The organism is Synechococcus sp. R55.3, from assembly GCF_047461975.1.
GTDB lineage: Bacteria > Cyanobacteriota > Cyanobacteriia > Thermostichales > Thermostichaceae > Thermostichus.
The window spans coordinates 8,883-27,854 of record NZ_JANSIG010000022.1; the positions used below are offsets into that span (position 1 = coordinate 8,883).

Genomic DNA, 18,972 nt, shown 5'->3' on the forward strand with positions numbered 1-18,972 from the left:
CGCTTGAGCAGCCGAGGTGGAGGACATAAGCAACGAGTAGTCAAAGGTACAGTTGAAGCATCTGAAATGATCTAAATCAAAGGCACTGAGCGCCCCAAAATCCTAAAAGAGCCTCTCCAGTTGCGGAAGGATCGCTGCCGCCACCTGAGCCGGCGGTACCCGCCCCAACTGAAGCGCCACATCGAACAGCCGCTTCAGAGCATTGATGCGCAGGTTGAGCGCTACGTCGGCTGTTGCCAACAGCGGTGCCCCCGCCACCCATCCCGATTCGGCCAGGTCGAACAAAGCGGCCTGTCGCAAGCTGGAGTTGGAGTGGGCCAGGAGCGCCACTAGGATTTGGGTCAGCTCCTCGGCTTGCGTAAAGCGGTAGAGCACCCAAGCCGCTGCCGAACGCACCCGTTCGGAGGGATGGCTCAAAAAGGGTCGGATTGCTGCCTCAGCCTCGGTGGCCTGAAGCTGGCCCAGTGCCTCGATAAGGGCTTCCCAGGGCTGATCCTGTTCGCGAGACTGCAACAGTGCCAGCAAGGGATCCACTGCTCGCTTGTCCCCCAATTGAGCCAAGGCATAGGCAGCCTCTTCCCGCACGTGGAAGTCAGTACAGGTGAGGGCCTCGATCAAACCGGGCACGGCCCGCAAGTCCCCGATTTGCCCCAGGGCCTTGGCAGCATTGCGGCGCAGAGGATAGCCCCCCAAGGCGGTGCGATCCCGTTCATCCTGCAACGCCAAAAGCAGTGGCTCTACCCCACGTGGATCCCGAACTGTGCCCAAGTACCAGGCGGCATAGTAGCGATCTTGCAAGTCATCCCCTTGCAGCCGGGCTATCGCCTGCTCCCAGCTAAGCTGCTGTGGCAGCACCGCCGTGTTGGATGCCATACGAACCGTTGCAGAGCTGTTCATGACACCTGGGCAACCTTGCCGGTAACTTCAGTTAGCCGTCGAGCATCCCTTACTCAGCAGCACCGTTGTCCTGAGCAGGAGAGGCATTGGCTCCCGACAAGGCAGTGACCTGCACGATTTTGCCACCCATCCGCAGAATGCGCTGCATCTCGGCAGACAACCGACTGTAGGGGACGGTGGCGCTCAGGGTGCTGCGGCGAACTTTGGCAGAGGTGGCCAGAGCATCGGGAGGGTTGAGCAGGCCGGTGTACTCAACTCGGTAAACCCGGCTGCCGGCTTCTGTCAGAGCTTCAGGGCTGGTGGTGCTTTGACCGAACATCGCTTTCCCCAATTATTATCAGATTTCGTTTAGAGGACTGTCAGGGGCAACCAAGCGCCGGACAAGCTGTACCGGCTACTTTTGCGGGCCAGCCGCGTTGCCACCAGGCAATGTCTAGAACCCAGAGGTTAACTCCCCCAGACTAGAGAGCAGGCGACTAACCCAACTGGCTCAAAGGGAGCCGAGGCGCTAAGCCAACCTAGAAACAGGTGGAATAGACCTCTCTGGAGCCGCCGCCTGCTCTGGAGAGATACACACTTGGAAGACGAAGAAAGAGATCGTCCCCTCCCAACAAGCGGGGATCTTTGCCCTGGGATCCCTTAGCTGAGGGCGTTGATGGCGTAATCGAAGTAGATGGCAGCTTCGTTGGCCGCTTGGCCGCTCAGCATGCCCAGAGCGCGGCTCTTCATGTACTGCAGAGCCACGATGTACCAGCTCGGAGAGAGGTTAAAGGAGCGGTTCACTTCCCGCAGCCCGGCTACCAAGTATTCATCGAGGGGGCCGGTGCCACCCGCAACCAGGGAATAGGTGATGAAGCGGAGGTAGTAGCCGATGTCGCGGGCACACTTGGCCTGAAACACATCGCCGTGGCCCATTTCACCCGGCTGGGTCAAGTAAGGGAACCTCTTGAACACTTCCTGCACCGCTTCCCGCACCAGGGTTTGCTGATTGTTGGTTAGGACACGGGCCGCTTCCAGAGAAGCAGCAGCACGCTGGTAACGACCATTCACGGCCTGCAGCTCGCTGGCATTCAGAAAACGCCCTTGATTGTCAGCGGCAGCAATCGCTTCAGTGATGACGGTTTTCACCTTGCAACTCCTAAATTCATCAATTGTGTTGTTAACGAACATTCTGTAGGAAAGGCGGACTGGATCTCCACCTGCCTATCAGAAATGAAGGGATCTAACCGATCTAAAAAGGGACGACTAAGCCAGCTTCGACCCAAAGCTCAAACGATGGCGGCAGCAGCCTTATCGAAGTAGCTGGCCACTTCGCTTTGCAGCGCCGAGCAGTCCCCAGGAGTGATGCCCTTCGGATCCATGATCTTGGCCAGCGCTTCCTTCTTCATAGCAGCAATGGCATTGGCCACAGAAGTGGTGGGCACCCCCAGAGCAATGTAGGTTTCCCGCAGGCCGTTCAGGCAGCGATCTTCCAGCACAGAGCTATCCCCGGCCAAAGTGGCATAGGTGATGTAGCGCAAGATGATCTCCATGTCCCGTAGGCAGGCGGCCATGCGACGGTTGGTGTAGGCATTGCCACCGGGAGCGATCAGATCCGGCTCTTGAGCAAACAAAGACCGAGCTGCGTTGGTTACGATTTGGGCGGCGTTGCTGGTCATGCGGTTGACGGCATCCAGGCGCTTGTTGCCCTCTGCCACCAAAGCCGCCAGACGGTCAAAGTCTTGGTCACTTAAAAAGGCACCGCGTGCATCTGCCTGAGCGATCACCCGGGTAAAGGCGTCTTGCATGATGGATCTCCTTCTGGTCTTTCCAAAAAGCGATGAGCGACTGGCTGAACCTCCCAAAAGCCAAATCCCAAGCTTTTTTGCGGGATCCTCTTTGACCTCCAAAAACTGGGGATTCCGTGGCAGCAGGCTGCTCAAAACTACCCCCACCGAACCCCCCAATTTTTAGATAGGTCAAGAACCTCTGCGACTTTCAGACAGCCGAGCATCCAGCCTAATTTTATATCGCGGGAGGGATGAGTGTTTTGTGAAGATTTACAAACCCATCGATACCAAAATGTCTGCTTAGCCTGGGATCCCCCGACTGTGGGGCGCAGCAGGGGGGAAATGGGTCTACAGGCTGGCTTACGGAATGTAAACATTTGTTTTGAGATGGAAGCAACCTGAGTTGGCGCCCTCCTGAACAGAACTGACGTTCTCCCCACGGCTAAAGCCGGGGGATTTTTCCGCCGCTCCACGCTCCTCGCGCTTCGGTCAGCGCTCTGGAGGGGTCACCTCTTGCAGGGCCGCTTTGAGGGCTCGACAAAAGTGAGCTATTTGTTGCAGTCCTTCTTCAGGCGTGGGGGCTTTGGCCAGCCGTTGCACAAATGCGCTGCCCACAATCGCCGCATCTGCTCCCCAGAGAGCGATCTGGCGGGCCTGGTCGGGAGTGGAGATGCCGAAGCCCACCCCAATCGGCAGGGGGGTTTGTTGGCGCAGTTGCTGCAGCAAAGCCGGGATCCGCTTTTCCAGGGTGGCCCGTTCGCCGGTAACGCCGGTGGTGCTGACCAAGTAGACAAAGCCACTGGACTGCTGGGCAATGCGGCGCATGCGCTCCGGGGGGCTGGTGGGGGCCACCAGCAGGATGAGGTCGATCTCTTCGGCCTGGGCTGCTTGTCGCAGGGATCCCGCCTCTTCCAGAGGCAAATCGGGGACGACCAAACCGGCACAGCCGGCCTGCCGCAGTTGATGCAGAAAGTTGGGGATGCCGAGCTGGTGGATGGGGTTGTAGTAGGTGAACAGGATCAGGGGGGCCTGCAGAGAGAGGCGGCGCAAGCCTTGTAGAATGGCGCCCAAAGTGACTCCCCGGCTGAGGGCGCGGGTGGCTGCTGCTTGGATCACCGGCCCATCCGCCAAGGGATCCGAGTAGGGTACCCCCAGCTCGATGAGATCGGCGCCACTCTGATCCAGAACCTGCAAAGCCTCAAAGGTGGTTTCCAAGTTGGGATCCCCAGCGGTGAGGTAGGGGATGAGGGCTTTTTCACCACGGCTGCGCAGCGCCTGAAAGCAGGCTGTGATCCGAGTGGGCATGGGATCCATCCGATCTGGGGAGATCGAGAGAGTTGAGAGCATCCCCCACTGTAGCGTCTGCCGGGATCCCTAGGGGAGAGGCACAAAATCGTAGCCGGTACCGGAGCGGTTGCCGGGCTCAACCCGCACCAGCACGTTGGGAGCGTTGCGGTCGCCGGAGGGCAAGAAGCGCACTTCTCCGGAAGCGCCGTCCGGCAAGCGGAAGTTCGGGTCGCCCAGGGCGGCGAGAACAGCGCTGCGGCTGGGGGATCCCTGCTGGATGGCTCGCAAAAAAGCCCGGGTGGCGTCGTAGGCCAGAGCGGTGCGCCAGCTCACCTGCCCTCCCCAGAGCTGGGCTGCCTTCTGGGCAAACTCGCGGTTGCGCGGCACCTGGGGATGCCAGGGTACCGCCACCACCAAGCCCTCTACCGCTGCTCCCCCTTCTTGCAATGTGGTGAGGCTGAAGAGCACATCGCCGCCCAGAAGAGCAAGGGGCTTACCAGCTACAGCGTTCTCGCGGGCTACGGCCAGCGCTTTTTCGGCTACGGAAGCCGTGGGAGCTAAAAAAGCTACCTGGGCTCCTTGGCCGACGGCCCTTTGCAGGCTGGCCTGGGGGTTGAAGTCCGACGCCGATAAGTCGAACTCCGCCAGCACGATGCCCCCTTCGCTGGTCAGGGTGGAGGCAAAGGCGTCCCGCAGGCTGGTACTGTAAGCGCTGTTGGGGTTGTAGAAGATGGCCACCCTTTGCAGCCGCAACGTGCTGAGAGCATAACGGGCCAGTTGTGTGCCGGCCACTTGATCGGAGGGCACGGTGCGAAAAATGGCATCCCCCAGCATGCTGATGCGAGTGCTGGTGGAGGTGGAGGAGATCATCGCCAAGCCGGCAGGCTGATAAACCTCGGCTGCAGCCAGGGTGGCATCGCTGGTGTTATGGCCAATCACCCCCAAGATCTCAGGCTGCGCCACCAGGGCTTTGGCCACCGCTGCTGCTCGCTCAGGGTTATCGCCATCGTCGGCAATCACTACCCGCAGCAGCCGTCCTCCGATTCCCCCCTGTTGGAAAAGCTCCTCCTGAGCTTGCGCCACCCCGCGCAGGGTCTCTTTGGCGCGGTTGGGGTTGCTGGAGATGGGCACCACCACCGCCAGGCTCAAGGGACTGCCCTGCTGCTGGGCACGGGCATTGTTCAAGAAAATGCGAGCTTCCGGGTCGTTGCGGTTGCTTTGCAGCCCCATCTCCAACACCGGGATGGCTGCGCTGAGGTTACCTTGGCGCAACAGCTCTGCAGCGGCAACGGCAGCGGGACTGCTATCGGCAAACAAGGTGCGCTCGCCGCTGGTCAGGAGCAGATCTTGTGCTCCACCCCCCAACCCTGGCAGCGATACTGGCGGTAGAGAAATGCCTTCCGGCCAGCGAACATAGCCCGCCTGCCAAGCGCGATGACCGCCCCAGAGTAGCAATAGCCCCAAGGCAATGTAGACAATGGGTGGCGGAGACTTGACAACCATGATTCAGGGAAGAAAACGCCGACCTTCGGCCAGCAAAGACACTGCTCGCGCCCTCAGGGATCCTCAAAAACCCGTCTTTTCAAGGATTTTCAGAGGCTTCTCGAAGAATAACTTAAGGGTGGGGACGGTAGGAAGGGCTGTTGCGGTATTGACGCTCTAGCTGCTCCACAATGGAAACAGGAACAGATGGGGTTTCTGGGGGCTCTTCTGGTGGGGTGCCGGCCTGCGGTCTGGTCTCCGCGTTGAACTGCCGAGATGTTGCCCAAACCACTGCTGCAATCAGCAAAAGGACGATAGCGGCACCGTAAAGAAAGGCGACGATGGCCATCGGGTCAATGGTTTAGCTTTCCCCTTCCATGATAAAGGCTGTCGAGAATCACCCACTTCGGGATCCCTTGGAGCAAGCGCTGTGGGACTGGCATCGGGGACAGGCCAAGGGATCCCTTCTCTTACATGCCTACAGCCTGGAGGGGATCCCGCTGGCGGAAGAGCCCCAGGTGGTCTCCCCAGAGGTGTTCTTCACCCAAGAGTTGCCGGAGGTGGAAGCCTTGGCCTTGGAACTCTGCCGCGGTCGGGTGCTAGACATCGGCGCCGGTACGGGCCGCCACAGCCTGCTGCTGCAGGAAGAAGGATTTGCCGTGGCCGCTTTGGATCGCTCCCCTGTGGCTTTGCAGATTATGGCAGAGCGGGGGGTGCGTTGCCGCATTGCCGCCGATCTTTTCCACTGGCCGGGGCCGGAGGATCCCTTCGATACGCTGCTGTTGCTGATGAATGGCGTCGGCTTGGTGGGATCCCCGTCGGGGTTAGAGCATTTTTTGCGCTTGGCCCGGCACTGGATCCAGCCCACGGGGCAGTTGCTCTTAGATTCCACCGATCTGAGCGATGCCGGCAACCCTGCGGATCTGGAGGATCTGCCGGCAGAAAGAGAATCAGAAAACTGGGAAAGCCCCTCTGGCAAGCTGACCGAGCCTGCCCACCTCGAAGCAGGTGGCTCAGAAGATTGGCAGGAAGGGAGCGAGGCAAAAGCCAAGGTAGTGAACTTTGTAGCCGAGTACAACGGCCAGCGGGGGGATCCCTTTCCCTGGCTATTTGTAGATCCGGAAACCCTGCTGCAGTGTGCCCACGCCAACGGCTGGCAGGGGCAGATTGTCTATCAAGAGCCGGAGGGGGCTTTTCTGGCACGCCTCACCCCCTTCTGAAGGACTCGCTAGTGGGAAAGGATCTGGGATAAAAACAGGCGGGAGCGCTCTTCTTTCGGATTGCTGAAAAACTCTTGGGGGGTGTTTTCCTCCACGATCTTGCCGCGGTCGAAGAAGATAATCCGATCCGCCACCTCGCGGGCAAAGCCCATCTCGTGGGTTACACACACCATGGTCATCCCCGAGCGGGCCAACTCCCGCATCACGTCCAGCACCTCCTTGATCATCTCTGGATCCAAGGCCGAGGTGGGCTCATCGAAGAGCATCACCGCCGGATTCATGGCCAAGGCGCGGGCAATCGCCACCCGCTGCTGCTGCCCCCCCGAGAGTTGCCCCGGGTATTTTTCTGCTTGCTCGGCGATCCCCACGCGGCTTAGCAGTTCCATAGCCCGCTCTATCGCCTCACTTTTTTTCATCTTTTTCACGTGGATTGGGCCAAGGGTTACATTTTGCAAAACCGTGAGATGGGGAAACAGGTTGAACTGTTGAAAAACCATGCCCACCTCGCGGCGAATGGCATCGATGTTGCGCAGGTCGCTGGTTAGCTCAATGCCATCTACCACAATGCGCCCTCTCTGGTGTTCTTCTAAGCGGTTCAACGTGCGAATAAACGTTGACTTGCCCGAACCTGAAGGCCCACAGACCACCACCACCTCTCCGCGGCGGATGCGGGTGGTAATGCCCTTGAGGACGTGGAAATCGCCGTACCATTTGTGAACATCTTCGCATTGGATAATGTCAGCGCTGGCTGCACTTTGCGGAGAGAGTGAAGACCTTATGTGCGGGGATCCTTGCATGGGTGGGTGACTCCCTAAGTTTCACCAAAGCAGGCATGGGTACCATGGCAGAACTGGCCGAGCCACAACCGTAGCCTCTGCAACATTTCCATACGCCCTGACATGTAAGGCTTTGAGAAAATCGTAGGCGCCTATGGCAAACCATTCTATGGGGTGTGGGGTGTGGCAGGAGTGTAACCCAATGGCACGGTATCTCGGTTGAAGTGCCGTGTATGAACGACTGTTGACGACGAAGATCTTGAGGATTGACATGGGGTAATTTTATGAACTGGATAAAGCATTTGAACGGATTGGCTCCCTTGGCCGGGGCACTGGCGTTGTCTATGGGCCTGCAGTCCCTTCCCGCTTGGGCGCAGCTGGGGCCGCTCACCGACCGCATCAAGGCTCGGGGCGAGTTGATCTGTGGGGTAAACAACCAACTGCCCGGATTCGGCAACCTGGATGACCAAGGCAAGTATGTGGGTTTTGATATCGACATCTGCCGGGCGGTAGCTGCCGCTCTCTTTGGAGATCCGGACAAGGTTCGATACGTCTACCTGACGGCGGCCAATCGCCAGTCTGCGATTCAGTCGGGCGAGGTCGATATGATTAGCCGCAACACCACCTGGACCCTCACCCGGGATCGCGAGTGGGCGGTGACCTTCGGCCCCACCACCTACTACGACGGCCAAGGATTTATGGTGCGGAAGTCGCTGGGGGTGGAAAAGCTGGAAGACCTGAACGGGGCCACCATCTGTGTGATTGCCGGCACCACCACCGAGCTGAACTTGGCGGATACCTTCCGCGCCCGTGGCATTGCCTTTACGCCAGTAACCTTCGACGGCGATGATTCCTCTTTCAACGCCTACGAAGAGGGCCGTTGCGATGCCATCACCAGCGACCAAAGCGCCCTCATCTCCCGCCGGGCCAGCTTGGCTTCTCCCGACGACCACGTGATCTTGCCGGAGGTGATCTCCAAAGAGCCCTTGGGGCCGCTGGTTCCCCACGGAGATGAGAGTTTCTCCGACATTATGAACTGGACGGTCTACGCCCTCTTCTATGCAGAAGAAAAGGGGATCACCAGCGCCAATGTGGACGAGTTCCTCAAGTCCGAGGATCCCGACATTCGCCGCTTCTTGGGCCAGGAAGGCAACCTGGGAGAGCTGCTGGGCCTGAAGCCGGATTGGGTGGTCAATGTCATCAAGGCGGTGGGCAACTACGGCGAGATCTTCGACCGCCACCTGACCCCCTTGGGCGTGCCGCGGGGCTTGAACCAGCCCTACACCAAAGGCGGGATCCAGTACGCGCCGCCTTTCCGCTGATCGGCTGATTCGGAATCCGGGCCTAGGGATCCCGGTTGGTCAGTACCGGCCAGGGATCCCCTATTCTCTGCTGTGCTCTGAATTTTTGCTTGCCCCGCATGACTTCTCTGTCCGACCAGTCCCACCTTCGCCCCCCCTGGTGGCGGAATGAGCGCATCCTAAAAGTTCTGCTGCAGGTGGCCTTTGTCGTGGCCGTGCTGCTGGTGTTCGGGATCCTCGCCCAAAATCTCCTCGCCAGCATGCGTCGCCTGGGCATCAGCTTGGGATTCCGCTTTTTGGGCAACTCTGCCAACTTCGGCATCACCGAAGGGCTTATCCCCTACGACCCTTCCGAGAGCTACCTGAAGGCGCTGGTGGTGGGGGCGGTGAACACCCTCTGGCTGTCCGCGGTCAGCATTGTGTTGGCGACGGCGATGGGCTTTGTCTTGGGGATCGCCCGCCTCTCCAGCAACTGGCTGGCCCGCCAATTGGCTACCGTCATCACCGAGATCTTTCGCAATGTCCCGGTGCTGCTGATCGTGATCTTCTGGTACCAGGGGGTGATCCTCACCCTGCCGGGGGTGCGCAACAGTCTCTCCATCGGCGGGCTTGTCTTTATCAACCAGCGGGGAGTGAAGCTGCCCGGGTTGGATCCCAGCGGCTGGCTGGTTCCCGCGCTGGCCATTGTAATCGCGGCTGGGTGGGGGATCCGCAAGCTGCTCCTGGCCCGTCGCCCCGAGCTGGGATCCCTGCAGCGGAACCTGTGGGTGGCTGCGGGGGTGGCGCTGCTGGCGGTGGCCTGCTGGGTGCTCTTCCCAGAGCCGCCGGTGCGGCTGGATGTCCCGGTACTGGAGCGCTTTAACTTCCGGGGTGGGATCCAGCTTTCGGCGGAGTTTACCGCCATGATGCTGGGCTTGGTGACCTACACCGGCTGCTACATTGCCGAAGTGGTGCGGGGATCCTTTTTGGCGGTGCCGCGGGGGCAGTGGGAGGCAGCCCGGGCCGTCGGCCTGTCGGAGCTGCAAACCTTTCGCTTGGTGATTGTGCCCCAGGCCCTGCGGATCATGATCCCCTCGTTGAACACTCAGTATCTCACCCTGATCAAAAACTCCAGCTTGGCCATTGCCGTTGGCTTTTCCGATCTGTTCAACATCAGCAGCACCATCATCAATCAGTCGGGACGCTCGGTGGAGATGTTCGCCATCCTCATGGCCACCTATCTGACCTTCAACCTGGTGGTTTCCTACGGCATGAACTGGCTCAATGCCCGCGTCAAATTGGTGGAGCGCTAACCCATGCCCAGCAGTCTCTCCTCCCCCCTTGTAGAAGAAAAGGTACTCCCCCCCAGGGAGAAACAAAGTCCTCTGGCTTGGGTGCGCCGCAACCTGTTCGACTCCTGGCTGAGCACCTTGCTCACCTTGGTCTCTGCCTTGGTGTTGGCCTGGGCAATTTCCCTGTTCTGGAACTGGGCGTTCACCCAAGCCCGCTGGGAAGTGATCCCGGCCAACCTGAAAATCTTTGCCAGCGGCACCTACCCCAGCAGCCAACTGTGGCGGGTGTGGGCGGTGTTGGGAATTGTGCTGGCCACCTTGGGGGTAGCGGGGGGGGCTTGGGGCGGTGTGCTGCTGCACTACCTCATTCTCTTGGGAGCTGCTATGGGCTTGGCCGCGTTCCTGCCTTTGGGAACCCAGTCGCAGGGGTGGCTGGCGGTTTGCTCTGGCGTCACTTTTGCCGCTATTGCCCTCAGTCGGGGACGGGAATCCTGGCGGCTGGCTTCCATCTGGGTTTGGGCCCTGATCTTGCCCCTCTGTCTGCAGCTGCTGCTGGGCGACCTGGGCCCCAATTGGCCGGCAGTGCGAACCGAGCAACTGTCTGGACTGCTGCTGACCTTGATCTTGGCGGCAGCCGCCATGATCATCGGCTTCCCCATTGGGGTGTTGCTGGCGTTGGGCCGGGCCAATCGGGCGTTGCCGGTAATCCGGATCTTCTGCACGCTGGTGATCGAGCTGGTGCGGGGGGTGCCCCTGACCACCATTCTGTTTGCCGCCTGGCTGTTGGTGCCCTTCTTTCTGGGGGGGATCAGCGTCAACCTGATCATCAGGGCGGAGGTGGCCTTCATCTTGTTTACAGCCGTGTACGTGGCCGAGGACGTGCGGGGCGGCCTGCAGTCAATCCCGCTGGGCCAGCTGGAGGCGGCACGGGCGCTGGGCTTGAACCCCTTTCAAGTGACCGCTTTGGTGATTTTGCCCCAGGCGTTGCGGGCAGCTGTTCCGGCGCTGGTGAACGAGTTCCTCACCCTCTTCAAAGACACGTCACTGGTGTTCATTGTCGGCCTCATCGACCTGCTGCAGGCGGGGCGGGTGGTGTTCACTAACCCCAACTGGCTGGGCACCCAGCGGGAAGTGCTGTTTTTTATCGGCCTGATCTACTTTATCTGCTGCTTTGCCATGGCTTACGCCGCCCAGCAGGTGGAAAAGGCGCTGGGCTTGGGCAAGCGCTAAAAACTGCAACCGCTCCCCTTCCCAGTTTCATCTGCTCAGGCCCCGGGATCCCCTTAACAGGCCAGGGCTACATCCCCCTATAGCGGCTCGACAAGTGCTTTTCCCTGGAGAGGGGGCAGCGCTAAGATAGCGGGGAACGTCTCGTTACACCTTGGCCCATGACCCTTGCCTCTGAGACCGAATCCCCGGAGCAAGCCGCGGCGGCCCCTGAGTCTGGTCGGGTGCGGGATCCGGAGTTTCCCTACGAGGTCGAGATGACCTTGATGGAGCACTTGGAAGAGCTGCGCAGCCGCCTGTTGGCCAGCGTGATCGCGGTGGTGATCTGCATCATCGCTTGCTTTGCCGTGGTGAACCGCATTGTCGCCCTGCTGGAGGTGCCCGCTCGGGGGGTTACCTTTTTGCAACTGGCGCCGGGGGAGTATTTTTTCGTTTCTGTGAAGGTGGCGGCCTACTCGGGGCTATTGCTGGCCACACCCTTTTTGCTCTACCAAATTGCCCGCTTCGTCTTGCCGGGGCTGAGCGTGAAGGAGCGCAAGCTGCTGGGGCCGGTGGTGCTGGGATCCAGCCTTCTCTTTGTGGCCGGCTTGGTCTTTGCCTACTATCTCCTCATTCCGGCGGCGCTTAACTTTTTCATCCGCTACGGCGAAGGGGTGGTGGATCAGGCTTGGTCCATCGACCGCTACTTTGAGTTTGTGCTGCTGCTGCTGTTCAGCACCGGCCTGGCCTTTCAGGTGCCGATTTTGCAGGCGCTGCTGGGGGCGCTGGGGCTGGTGACTGCCGAGCAGATGTTCAAGGGCTGGCGCTATGTGGTTCTGGGCGCGGTGGTGGCGGGGGCCATTCTCACCCCCTCGACGGATCCCCTCACCCAGAGCCTTTTGGCCGGGGCTGTGACGTTTCTATATTTGTTTGGCATTCTGCTGGTGAAGCTCCTTGGCAAATGAGCCGAAGCTGCATGCGCTGATCTTGGCGGCTGGGTTTTCCACGCGGATGGGAGAGCCGAAAGCCTTTCTGCCCTGGAAAGACGGGCAAACCCTGCTCTCTTACCAGATTTTTCAGTGGCGACAGGCGGGGTTTCAACCCTGGGTGGTGCTGGGATCCCAGCATTTGGCGGCAGCCCAACCCCACTTGGCAGGGGCAGAGGTGCTGGTCAATCCGGCTCCTGAGCTGGGCAAGACCCACTCCATTCGGGTAGGGGTGGAAGGGATCCCTGCCGATTTTCAGGTGCTGGCCATTTCGGCGGTGGATCAGCCCCGCCCGGCGTGGATCTACCACAGCTTGCTGGAGTACCATCTGCGCCACCGCGCTTGGGCTACTGTGCCGGTGCATCGAGGACGACGGGGGCACCCTACCCTGATCGACAGGCGCTTGCGGGAAAAGCTGTTGGATCTCCGAGAAGAAACCCTGGGCCTGCGCCGGTTGTTGCAGGATCTGGGCAGGCGGGTACAGGAGGTGGAGCTCTACACTCCTGAGATCTTCCTGGACTGCAATACCCCTGCCGATGTGGAGGCCGCTGCTGCCGGTTGCGACAGCGTTGCCCAGGAGTGAGGGGATCCCCTTCAGCATTTGTCCTGCGACCGGTCGCCTCAGCGGTACCGAGCACTTCGGCGTTGCCCAGCAAGATGTTCTTCCCATTGCTCGTATGAGAAAGGGCCTTTATCCTGCCAGCACCTACGATCCTGCCTGCCCGGTCGGCAGCTACTGGGACAGCACGATAGCAGATCCCGGTTGGCGGCATCCGGCACCTTTGCAAGCGCAGGTGGGCGCGGAGGTGGTCATTGTGGGGGGAGGATTGACGGGGCTATCGACGGCCTTGCACCTGGCCCGCGACCACGGCATCCATGCTTGTCTGCTGGAGGCGGGATCCCTGGGTTGGGGGGCCTCGGGACGCAACGGTGGCTTTTGCGGGGTGGGGTCGAGCCACCTTACCCACACCCAGATGGTGCGGCGGGTGGGCCTGGCAGAGACAGAGCGCTACTACCGGGATCAATGGCAGGCAGTGGAAACCGTTCAGGAGCTGGCGGCCAGCGAGGGCTTCTCCCTAGAGGCCCAGGGACAGGGCTGCTACGCAGTGGCCCATCGTCCCCAGGCGTGGTCGGAATTGGAGGCCGAGTACCAGATCTGTACTCAGGTGGCGGGCTACCCGGCCCAGCTTCTCAACTCCAAAGAGCTGCGGGAACGCGGCTTCGACAGCCAAGAGAACCACGGTGCTTTGCACATCGGGGTGGGGTTTGGCCTCAACCCCCTCAAGCTCACCCAAGGGCTGGCCCAAGCAGCCCACCGGTGGGGGGCAAAACTGTACAGCGGCAGTCCGGTCATGGCCTGGGAAAAGGTGGGATCCCAACACATCTGTCACACGCCGGGAGGAACGGTGCGCGCTCGGCACTTGGTCATTGCCACCAATGGCTACACCCCAGAGGCCCTGTATCCCCAACTGGCGGGATCCCTGTTGCCGGCACTGTCCAACATCCTGGTCACCCGACCTCTAACGCCTCAGGAGCAGAAAGCGCAGGGGTGGTGGGATCCGACGCCGCTCTACGACATGCGGCGGCTGCTGTTCTATTACCGTCTGCTGCCGGATGGGCGTCTGCTGTTTGGGGGACGGGGTGGCACCCGCGATACCCCGACGGAGCGACAGCAGTTGCGCACTTGGATGACCCGACAGCTCTATCGTCTTTTCCCTGCTTGGGAAGGGGTGGAGATCGAGTACGCCTGGAATGGACTGGTCTGCCTTTCTCGGCAGTTTCACCCCCATATTGGCCCTTCGCCGGCGGATCCCAGCCTGTGGTACGGCTTGGCCTATCACGGCAGCGGTGTGGCCACAGCAGTGTGGGCGGGCAAAATGCTGGCCCAGGAGATCGCCGGGATCCCTTCTCAGATGAGCGCTCTGTTTCGCCAGCCGCCCCGCTCTTTCCCTTTGCCCTGGCTACGGCTTCACTACCTGCGGCTGGGGTATCTCTGGTGGCAGTTGACGGATGGATAGCCTCTCCAAGTGTGCGGGGGATCCCTCTGTTCGGCAGAGAAGTCCTGCCCTAGTCTGGTTGTAGTTCGGGTGGAAACCATCGCTTGTCGTTGCTCCTGAGGTATCCAGTGCTGCTCACGTCTTGCCATCGGCCTGCTCCAGATCCGTCTCCTCTCGAAGCCCAATCGGCAGCCTGTCGCCGCCAACGGCTCTCGCAAGCGGGGCAGCGGCTAGGGTTTGCATTGCTGCTCAGCCTACCCACCATGTTTTGGCCTTGGCCCGGATTTGCCCAAATTGCCGGATCCCTTCTCAGCCCTTTGGTGGCGGCTTGGATCCGTTCTGAGGTGCGGAGGGTCGATAACCTGCAGGTACAGATTGCCGGCTCTGACGCCCAGATTTTGAATGGGCAGATCCCTCAGGCCCAGGTGTCGGGAGACAACCTCAGCTATCAAGGCTTTCAGGTCAGCCATCTGCGGCTGCGGGGCCAGGATATTCGCCTCAATGTGGGCGAAGCCATCCAGGGACGGAGCCCGCTGCGGCTATTGGCCCCTGTGCCGGTGCAGGTGAGTTTACGCCTCACCGAGGAAGACCTGAACCGCACCCTTCAGGCTCCCCTCATCCAAGCCCAACTGGCCCAGGCCCAGGTGCAGTTGCCCGTTGGGGGCCAAGTGGTGCCCTTTCTCATCCGCCAGCCTCAGGTCACGCTGGAACAGGGTCGGCTGCGCATCCAGGCTAACCTGACCACTCCGGAAGGGGTGGAAGCGCCGGTGACGGTGCTGACCGGCCTAGAAGCCCAAGGCCCCAACCGGTTGCGGCTGGTCAATCCCCTCTGGGTGAGCGAAGGCCAAGAGATCCCCATCCCCGGCCTGGCCGATTTCCCCATTCAGTTGGATCCCGGCGTGCGCATCGACCGCTTGGAGTTGCAGCCCGGCCAAATCCTCTACGAAGGGATCCTGACCATTTACCCAGAAGTCGCAACCGTGCCGCAGGGATAGTTCGCCTGGGCAGGACGGAGACCTTTCCCGTTCAGCAACGGGTGTGATCGGGATCAATCTCAAAGGGTGTGCCTCTGGGCGAGGATCCCTCTAGCAACCGGAGGGAAAGGGATCTTGCTGGCCGTTTGCGTTGGTGCCCCGTCGGGAACCGCACCGTCCACAAGACGAGAGCGGCATCGACTCCCTTCGGTAGCCGGACAGGAGTGGTGTATTGAGGTGAGATCATGATCCAGCCATCCAACTGCAAACTCGACCCCTGGGTCGCGGTAGCGGTGCGGAGCACTTGCGGCTGGGCGCTGCTGCTGATTTTGTCGGTTGGTTTTTTGGGGGGATGTGCTGGCGACCCGGTTTCTACAGTCCCTCTGGATGGCGCTGCTGTCGGCACGCGGACGGCCACTCCCGAAGGCCGATCCTTTTCCGATATTCAGCCCGGTCGCGAGCCCCGTCTGAAACACCTTTGGGCCAGCTTTGTCATCAGCCCCCAGCAATTGCAATCTGCCCGCGAGGCTTCTGTCTCTCTCCATCCGCAGGCCATTTTTCCCTGCACCGACTGCGAAAGCCTGCCGGGATCCCCGCCCCCCACTGCTTCCCCCGCTCCAGGCACCTACCGATCTGACCAGCTCACCTTCTCCTTCCGGGTTGAGCCCAATGAGACGTCCACCCGCCTCAGGGGTAGCTTTCACCTGGATACCACCACGCCTCTGATCCACCCCGGCGCAGGGGTGCGCTTGGTAATCCAACGGGCTTTCTGGGGGGAAGACCCGCTGGAACCGCTGCCACCTCCCCAGGACTTTCACCCTCAGCAGATCATCCGAGGCCAGTTCCAGGAGCGCAGTTGGATCCTCCCTTTCTCCCTGCCGCATCCCCCTGCCGGTGAGGTCTTGCCGCCGCTGCGGCTGGAGGTTGTTCTCACCTCGCCAATCCCACCCGATTCCGCCCCCTTTCTGCGGGGTAGGCCGCTGCCGCCACCTCCGGGTCGGCTGTATCACGGGGTCGCTTGGCCGGGCATTCCCACTTGGGATCAACTCCTCGCCTATCGCCAGGCCATCGGTCAACCCCCCGCCTGGGCAGCCGTGGATCACCTCTGGGATCCCCGCCAGGACTTTCCACAGCAGTTGGCCAGTCGCCTGCGGGAAAGCGGCTCAGTCCCCTACCTGCGCCTGCGGCTAGATCCAGCCCAACTTTCTGCCTTGGCCAATGGGGATCACGATGAGACCTTGCGCTCTTGGGCCCGCGGGATCCAGCGCTTTGCCACCCCCATCATCCTGGCCGTCGTCGTTGGCGACGGGGATCCCGAACGCGCTCGCGGTAGCGGTGGGGAGCCCTTTGGTGGGACGGAGTCCTCGCTGCAACAACGGGCTTACCAACACCTGATGCAAACCCTGCGCTCTGTTCGCGTTAGCGGGACGGAGTCCCCGGCCAATTTGCTCTGGGTGGTGGAGCTGGACGGAGAAGATGCCAAGGCCGTGTCCACCTGGGCTCGGTTCCCTGAGATGGACTGGCTGAGCCTACAGGTAACGGGGGATCCCGCCGCTTTTGAACCGCTGTACCGCCGCCTTGAGGCCCTCAACCCGGAAGTGCCTGTGGTGATCCGCGGGCCAGCCCTGGGCTCGGAAGCCTCTCAACCGCTGCTGGAAGGTCTGGAGGCGCAGCGCTGGCCTCAGGTGATCGGCTGGAGCTGGACTTTAAGCCCGGACGGGATCCCTCCTGCAGCCGCACAAGATTGGCGGCAGCATCTGCAACAGGGGGATCCCCAGATATGGCTGGGGGAAATGCGGGTGCAGCCCCCGCCCAGCCCCCTTCCCTCGCCCAAGCTCTGAGAAAGGGCGCCCTGTCTGGAAAAACCTCCCGGAAAAGTCGATAATAAGCCAGCCGTTTTACCTTTCCTTCAGGAATTGTGGCCCTGATCCCCTCATCACCTCCCCTGTCCCGCTTCGCCCAGGCCATCCAGCAGGGGGAATTTCTGCTCACCGCCGAGATCACCCCCCCCAAGGGATCCGACACCAGCACCCTGCTGTCTTTGGCCCAGCAGCTCAAGGGGCGGGTGCATGCCATCAACATCACGGACTCCAACCGAGCCATGGCCCGCATGAGCCCCTTGGCGGCCTCGGTGCTGTTGCATCAGGCGGGTGTTGAACCGATCCTGCAGTTGGCCTGTCGGGATCGCAACCGCCTGGCCCTCCAGGGGGATCTGTTGGGGGCCTCAGCTCTCGGCCTGCGCAATGTGTTGGCCCTCACCGGGGATCCCATCCACATCGGCGATTGCCCCGATGCCCGCCCCGTATTCGATCTGGAGTCGGTGCGCTTGCTGCAGCTTATCCAACGGCTGAACAATGGCCTCGATTGCAACGGCAAACCTCTCCCGGATGGGGGCACGCATCTGTTGGCAGGGGCAGCGGTAGAACCCCAATCGGGCAGCTTTTCCGGCCTGGAGCGGCGCTTCCACCGCAAGCTGGAAAACGGAGCCCAATTTTTCCAAAGCCAGATGGTCACCGACTTCGAGCAGCTGGAGCGCTTCATGGATAAGTTGGGCCGTCCCGCCGGCAAGCCCATCCTGGCTGGCATCTTTTTGCTCAAGTCGGCCAAAAATGCCGAGTTTATCAACCGCAACCTGCCAGGAGTGAAGATCCCAGACGGGATTATCCAGCGGCTGGCCAACGCCGCCCACCCCCTCGAAGAAGGGATCCGCATTGCCGCCGAACAGGTGCGTCAGGCCCGCCAGATCTGCCATGGGGTGCATCTGATGGCCGTCAAAGCCGAGCACCTCATCCCCCGCATTCTGGATGAGGCCGGGATCCCTCCCCTGACCCACTAGCTCAAGACCTGCTCCAGCCCGTAGACCAAACCTTTGAGCTGCAGCACCTTGCGGATCCCCAGGATCACTCCCGGCATAAAAGCTATCCGATCCGTGGTGTCGTGTCTCAACGTGAGGGTTTGCCCCATCCCACCAAAAATGACCTCCTGGTGGGCAATCAACCCCGGCAGACGAACGCTGTGAATGGGAATGTTGGGGCCAGAGAGCCCTCCCCGCGCACCGGGGATCAGCTCTTTTTCTTCCACTGAGGACTCCGTCCCGCTGTCGCGAACGGGCGGGTTAAAAGTTTTGCCCAATTGTCCCAGCCGTTGTGCCGTCTGTAGAGCCGTGCCGCTGGGGGCATCCGCTTTGCGGTTGTGGTGCAGCTCGATGATCTCAACGTGGTCAAAATACTGCGCCGCCTGCAGGGCCATCTGCTGCAGCAAAATCATGCCGATGGCGAAATTGGGCGCGATCAAACAGCCCACACCGGACTTATCCGCCAGATCCCGCAGCCGCTCCACCTGCTCCGGCGTCAGGCCCGTCGTCCCCACCACCGGGCGTACGCCAAAGGCAATGGCCGAGCGAACATGTTCAAAGGCCGACCGAGGATGGGTAAAGTCCACCATTACGCCGCGGCTGCTGCGCTGCGACAACCTCAGCAACTGCCCCGGCAGGTCGTCGGTAATCTCCACCCCCAGGGATCCCAGGCCCAGCACCTCGCCAATATCCGAGCCCAGTTGAGAGCGGGCCACCGCCCCCACCAACCTCATGTCGGGCGTCTGGGCAACGGCTCGCACCACCTCTCGCCCCATTTTGCCCAAGGCCCCCACCACCAAAACCGGAATGGGGGATGTAGCCGCTTCTGGAGCTGTCAACTCCTGAAAGTGCTCCCCACCGCTATCGTGGTCAACTGGATCAACCGATGTCGTCACCCGCTGCCACCCTCATCCAAGCTCTACGCAACAACTGGGAAGGAGAGGGATCCCTG

Annotated in this window: 19 protein-coding genes; 10 read left to right on the plus strand and 9 right to left on the minus strand. The window is 61.0% G+C overall.

Annotation, left to right across the window (positions count from 1 at the left end; genetic code table 11):
• Positions 1-102: 102 nt before the first annotated feature.
• From NW849_RS05340 to NW849_RS05370, 7 genes are all read right to left on the minus strand, one after another.
• Complete coding sequence (locus tag NW849_RS05340; protein WP_414356375.1) at positions 103-873, minus strand: HEAT repeat domain-containing protein; 771 nt, start codon at positions 871-873, stop codon at positions 103-105.
• A 73-nt stretch (positions 874-946) separates the two neighbouring features.
• Positions 947-1,216, minus strand: coding sequence for a phycobilisome linker polypeptide (locus tag NW849_RS05345; RefSeq protein WP_414349914.1), 270 nt, complete (start codon positions 1,214-1,216; stop codon positions 947-949).
• A gap of 320 nt (positions 1,217-1,536) precedes the next feature.
• Positions 1,537-2,025 (minus strand): phycocyanin subunit alpha, encoded by a 489-nt coding sequence (locus NW849_RS05350; protein WP_011432574.1) that lies wholly within the window; start codon positions 2,023-2,025, stop codon positions 1,537-1,539.
• A gap of 140 nt (positions 2,026-2,165) precedes the next feature.
• Positions 2,166-2,687, minus strand: a complete 522-nt coding sequence (locus tag NW849_RS05355) for a phycocyanin subunit beta (RefSeq protein WP_414343171.1) — start codon at positions 2,685-2,687, stop codon at positions 2,166-2,168.
• 468 nt (positions 2,688-3,155) lie between these two features.
• Positions 3,156-3,971, minus strand: a complete 816-nt coding sequence (trpA, locus tag NW849_RS05360) for a tryptophan synthase subunit alpha (protein WP_414356377.1) — start codon at positions 3,969-3,971, stop codon at positions 3,156-3,158.
• Positions 3,972-4,040: 69 nt separating this feature from the next.
• Positions 4,041-5,456 (minus strand): ABC transporter substrate-binding protein, encoded by a 1,416-nt coding sequence (locus tag NW849_RS05365; protein ID WP_414356378.1) that lies wholly within the window; start codon positions 5,454-5,456, stop codon positions 4,041-4,043.
• Positions 5,457-5,568: 112 nt separating this feature from the next.
• Positions 5,569-5,784, minus strand: a complete 216-nt coding sequence (locus tag NW849_RS05370) for a DUF6479 family protein (RefSeq protein WP_414356379.1) — start codon at positions 5,782-5,784, stop codon at positions 5,569-5,571.
• A 28-nt stretch (positions 5,785-5,812) separates the two neighbouring features.
• Here NW849_RS05370 and NW849_RS05375 point away from each other — a divergent pair, with 28 nt between their 5' ends.
• Positions 5,813-6,655 carry a class I SAM-dependent methyltransferase gene (locus NW849_RS05375; RefSeq protein WP_414356380.1) on the plus strand — a complete coding sequence of 281 codons (843 nt, stop codon included), beginning with the start codon at positions 5,813-5,815 and terminating at the stop codon, positions 6,653-6,655.
• A gap of 8 nt (positions 6,656-6,663) precedes the next feature.
• Here the strand turns inward: NW849_RS05375 and NW849_RS05380 are convergent, their stop codons facing one another.
• The gene (locus NW849_RS05380) at positions 6,664-7,452 is read right to left on the minus strand and encodes an amino acid ABC transporter ATP-binding protein (RefSeq protein ID WP_011432567.1); all 789 of its coding nucleotides are present in this window, start codon (positions 7,450-7,452) and stop codon (positions 6,664-6,666) included.
• A 281-nt stretch (positions 7,453-7,733) separates the two neighbouring features.
• On the opposite strand from NW849_RS05380, the gene NW849_RS05385 reads away from it, so the two are divergent.
• From NW849_RS05385 to NW849_RS05425, 9 genes are all read left to right on the plus strand, one after another.
• Positions 7,734-8,753 (plus strand): amino acid ABC transporter substrate-binding protein, encoded by a 1,020-nt coding sequence (locus tag NW849_RS05385; protein WP_414356383.1) that lies wholly within the window; start codon positions 7,734-7,736, stop codon positions 8,751-8,753.
• A gap of 35 nt (positions 8,754-8,788) precedes the next feature.
• The gene (locus NW849_RS05390) at positions 8,789-10,024 is read left to right on the plus strand and encodes an amino acid ABC transporter permease (RefSeq protein WP_414356384.1); all 1,236 of its coding nucleotides are present in this window, start codon (positions 8,789-8,791) and stop codon (positions 10,022-10,024) included.
• A 3-nt stretch (positions 10,025-10,027) separates the two neighbouring features.
• On the plus strand, positions 10,028-11,233 hold the full coding sequence (locus NW849_RS05395; protein WP_414356386.1) for an amino acid ABC transporter permease: 1,206 nt from the start codon (positions 10,028-10,030) through the stop codon (positions 11,231-11,233).
• A 254-nt stretch (positions 11,234-11,487) separates the two neighbouring features.
• Complete coding sequence (tatC, locus tag NW849_RS05400; RefSeq protein ID WP_414356410.1) at positions 11,488-12,174, plus strand: twin-arginine translocase subunit TatC; 687 nt, start codon at positions 11,488-11,490, stop codon at positions 12,172-12,174.
• Positions 12,164-12,778 (plus strand): nucleotidyltransferase family protein, encoded by a 615-nt coding sequence (locus NW849_RS05405; RefSeq protein ID WP_414356388.1) that lies wholly within the window; start codon positions 12,164-12,166, stop codon positions 12,776-12,778. Before tatC ends, NW849_RS05405 begins: the two co-directional genes overlap by 11 nt.
• Positions 12,765-14,213 carry an NAD(P)/FAD-dependent oxidoreductase gene (locus tag NW849_RS05410; protein WP_414356391.1) on the plus strand — a complete coding sequence of 483 codons (1,449 nt, stop codon included), beginning with the start codon at positions 12,765-12,767 and terminating at the stop codon, positions 14,211-14,213. Before NW849_RS05405 ends, NW849_RS05410 begins: the two co-directional genes overlap by 14 nt.
• A 107-nt stretch (positions 14,214-14,320) precedes the next feature.
• On the plus strand, positions 14,321-15,187 hold the full coding sequence (locus NW849_RS05415; protein ID WP_414356393.1) for a DUF2993 domain-containing protein: 867 nt from the start codon (positions 14,321-14,323) through the stop codon (positions 15,185-15,187).
• Positions 15,188-15,411: 224 nt separating this feature from the next.
• The gene (locus NW849_RS05420) at positions 15,412-17,007 is read left to right on the plus strand and encodes a hypothetical protein (protein WP_414356395.1); all 1,596 of its coding nucleotides are present in this window, start codon (positions 15,412-15,414) and stop codon (positions 17,005-17,007) included.
• A gap of 77 nt (positions 17,008-17,084) precedes the next feature.
• A complete protein-coding gene (locus tag NW849_RS05425; RefSeq protein WP_414356397.1) occupies positions 17,085-18,002 on the plus strand; it encodes a methylenetetrahydrofolate reductase in 918 nt (305 codons plus the stop codon).
• Here NW849_RS05425 and dapB read toward each other — a convergent pair.
• Positions 17,999-18,859: a 4-hydroxy-tetrahydrodipicolinate reductase gene (gene dapB / locus NW849_RS05430; protein WP_414356412.1), complete on the minus strand. Its 861-nt coding sequence runs from the start codon at positions 18,857-18,859 to the stop codon at positions 17,999-18,001. The genes NW849_RS05425 and dapB overlap by 4 nt on opposite strands.
• Between the last annotated feature and the right edge of the window lie 113 nt (positions 18,860-18,972).

What these genes read in the sequence shown, in the direction of transcription:
- NW849_RS05345 (WP_414349914.1), bottom strand. Translation starts at nt 1,216, where the DNA reads ATGTTCGGTCAAAGCACCACCAGCCCTGAAGCTCTGACAGAAGCCGGC.
- NW849_RS05395 (WP_414356386.1), top strand. Translation starts at nt 10,028, where the DNA reads ATGCCCAGCAGTCTCTCCTCCCCCCTTGTAGAAGAAAAGGTACTCCCC.
- NW849_RS05370 (WP_414356379.1), bottom strand. Translation starts at nt 5,784, where the DNA reads ATGGCCATCGTCGCCTTTCTTTACGGTGCCGCTATCGTCCTTTTGCTG.
- NW849_RS05420 (WP_414356395.1), top strand. Translation starts at nt 15,412, where the DNA reads ATGATCCAGCCATCCAACTGCAAACTCGACCCCTGGGTCGCGGTAGCG.
- trpA (WP_414356377.1), bottom strand. Translation starts at nt 3,971, where the DNA reads ATGCCCACTCGGATCACAGCCTGCTTTCAGGCGCTGCGCAGCCGTGGT.
- NW849_RS05375 (WP_414356380.1), top strand. Translation starts at nt 5,813, where the DNA reads ATGATAAAGGCTGTCGAGAATCACCCACTTCGGGATCCCTTGGAGCAA.
- NW849_RS05340 (WP_414356375.1), bottom strand. Translation starts at nt 873, where the DNA reads ATGGCATCCAACACGGCGGTGCTGCCACAGCAGCTTAGCTGGGAGCAG.
- NW849_RS05380 (WP_011432567.1), bottom strand. Translation starts at nt 7,452, where the DNA reads ATGCAAGGATCCCCGCACATAAGGTCTTCACTCTCTCCGCAAAGTGCA.
- tatC (WP_414356410.1), top strand. Translation starts at nt 11,488, where the DNA reads ATGACCTTGATGGAGCACTTGGAAGAGCTGCGCAGCCGCCTGTTGGCC.
- NW849_RS05365 (WP_414356378.1), bottom strand. Translation starts at nt 5,456, where the DNA reads ATGGTTGTCAAGTCTCCGCCACCCATTGTCTACATTGCCTTGGGGCTA.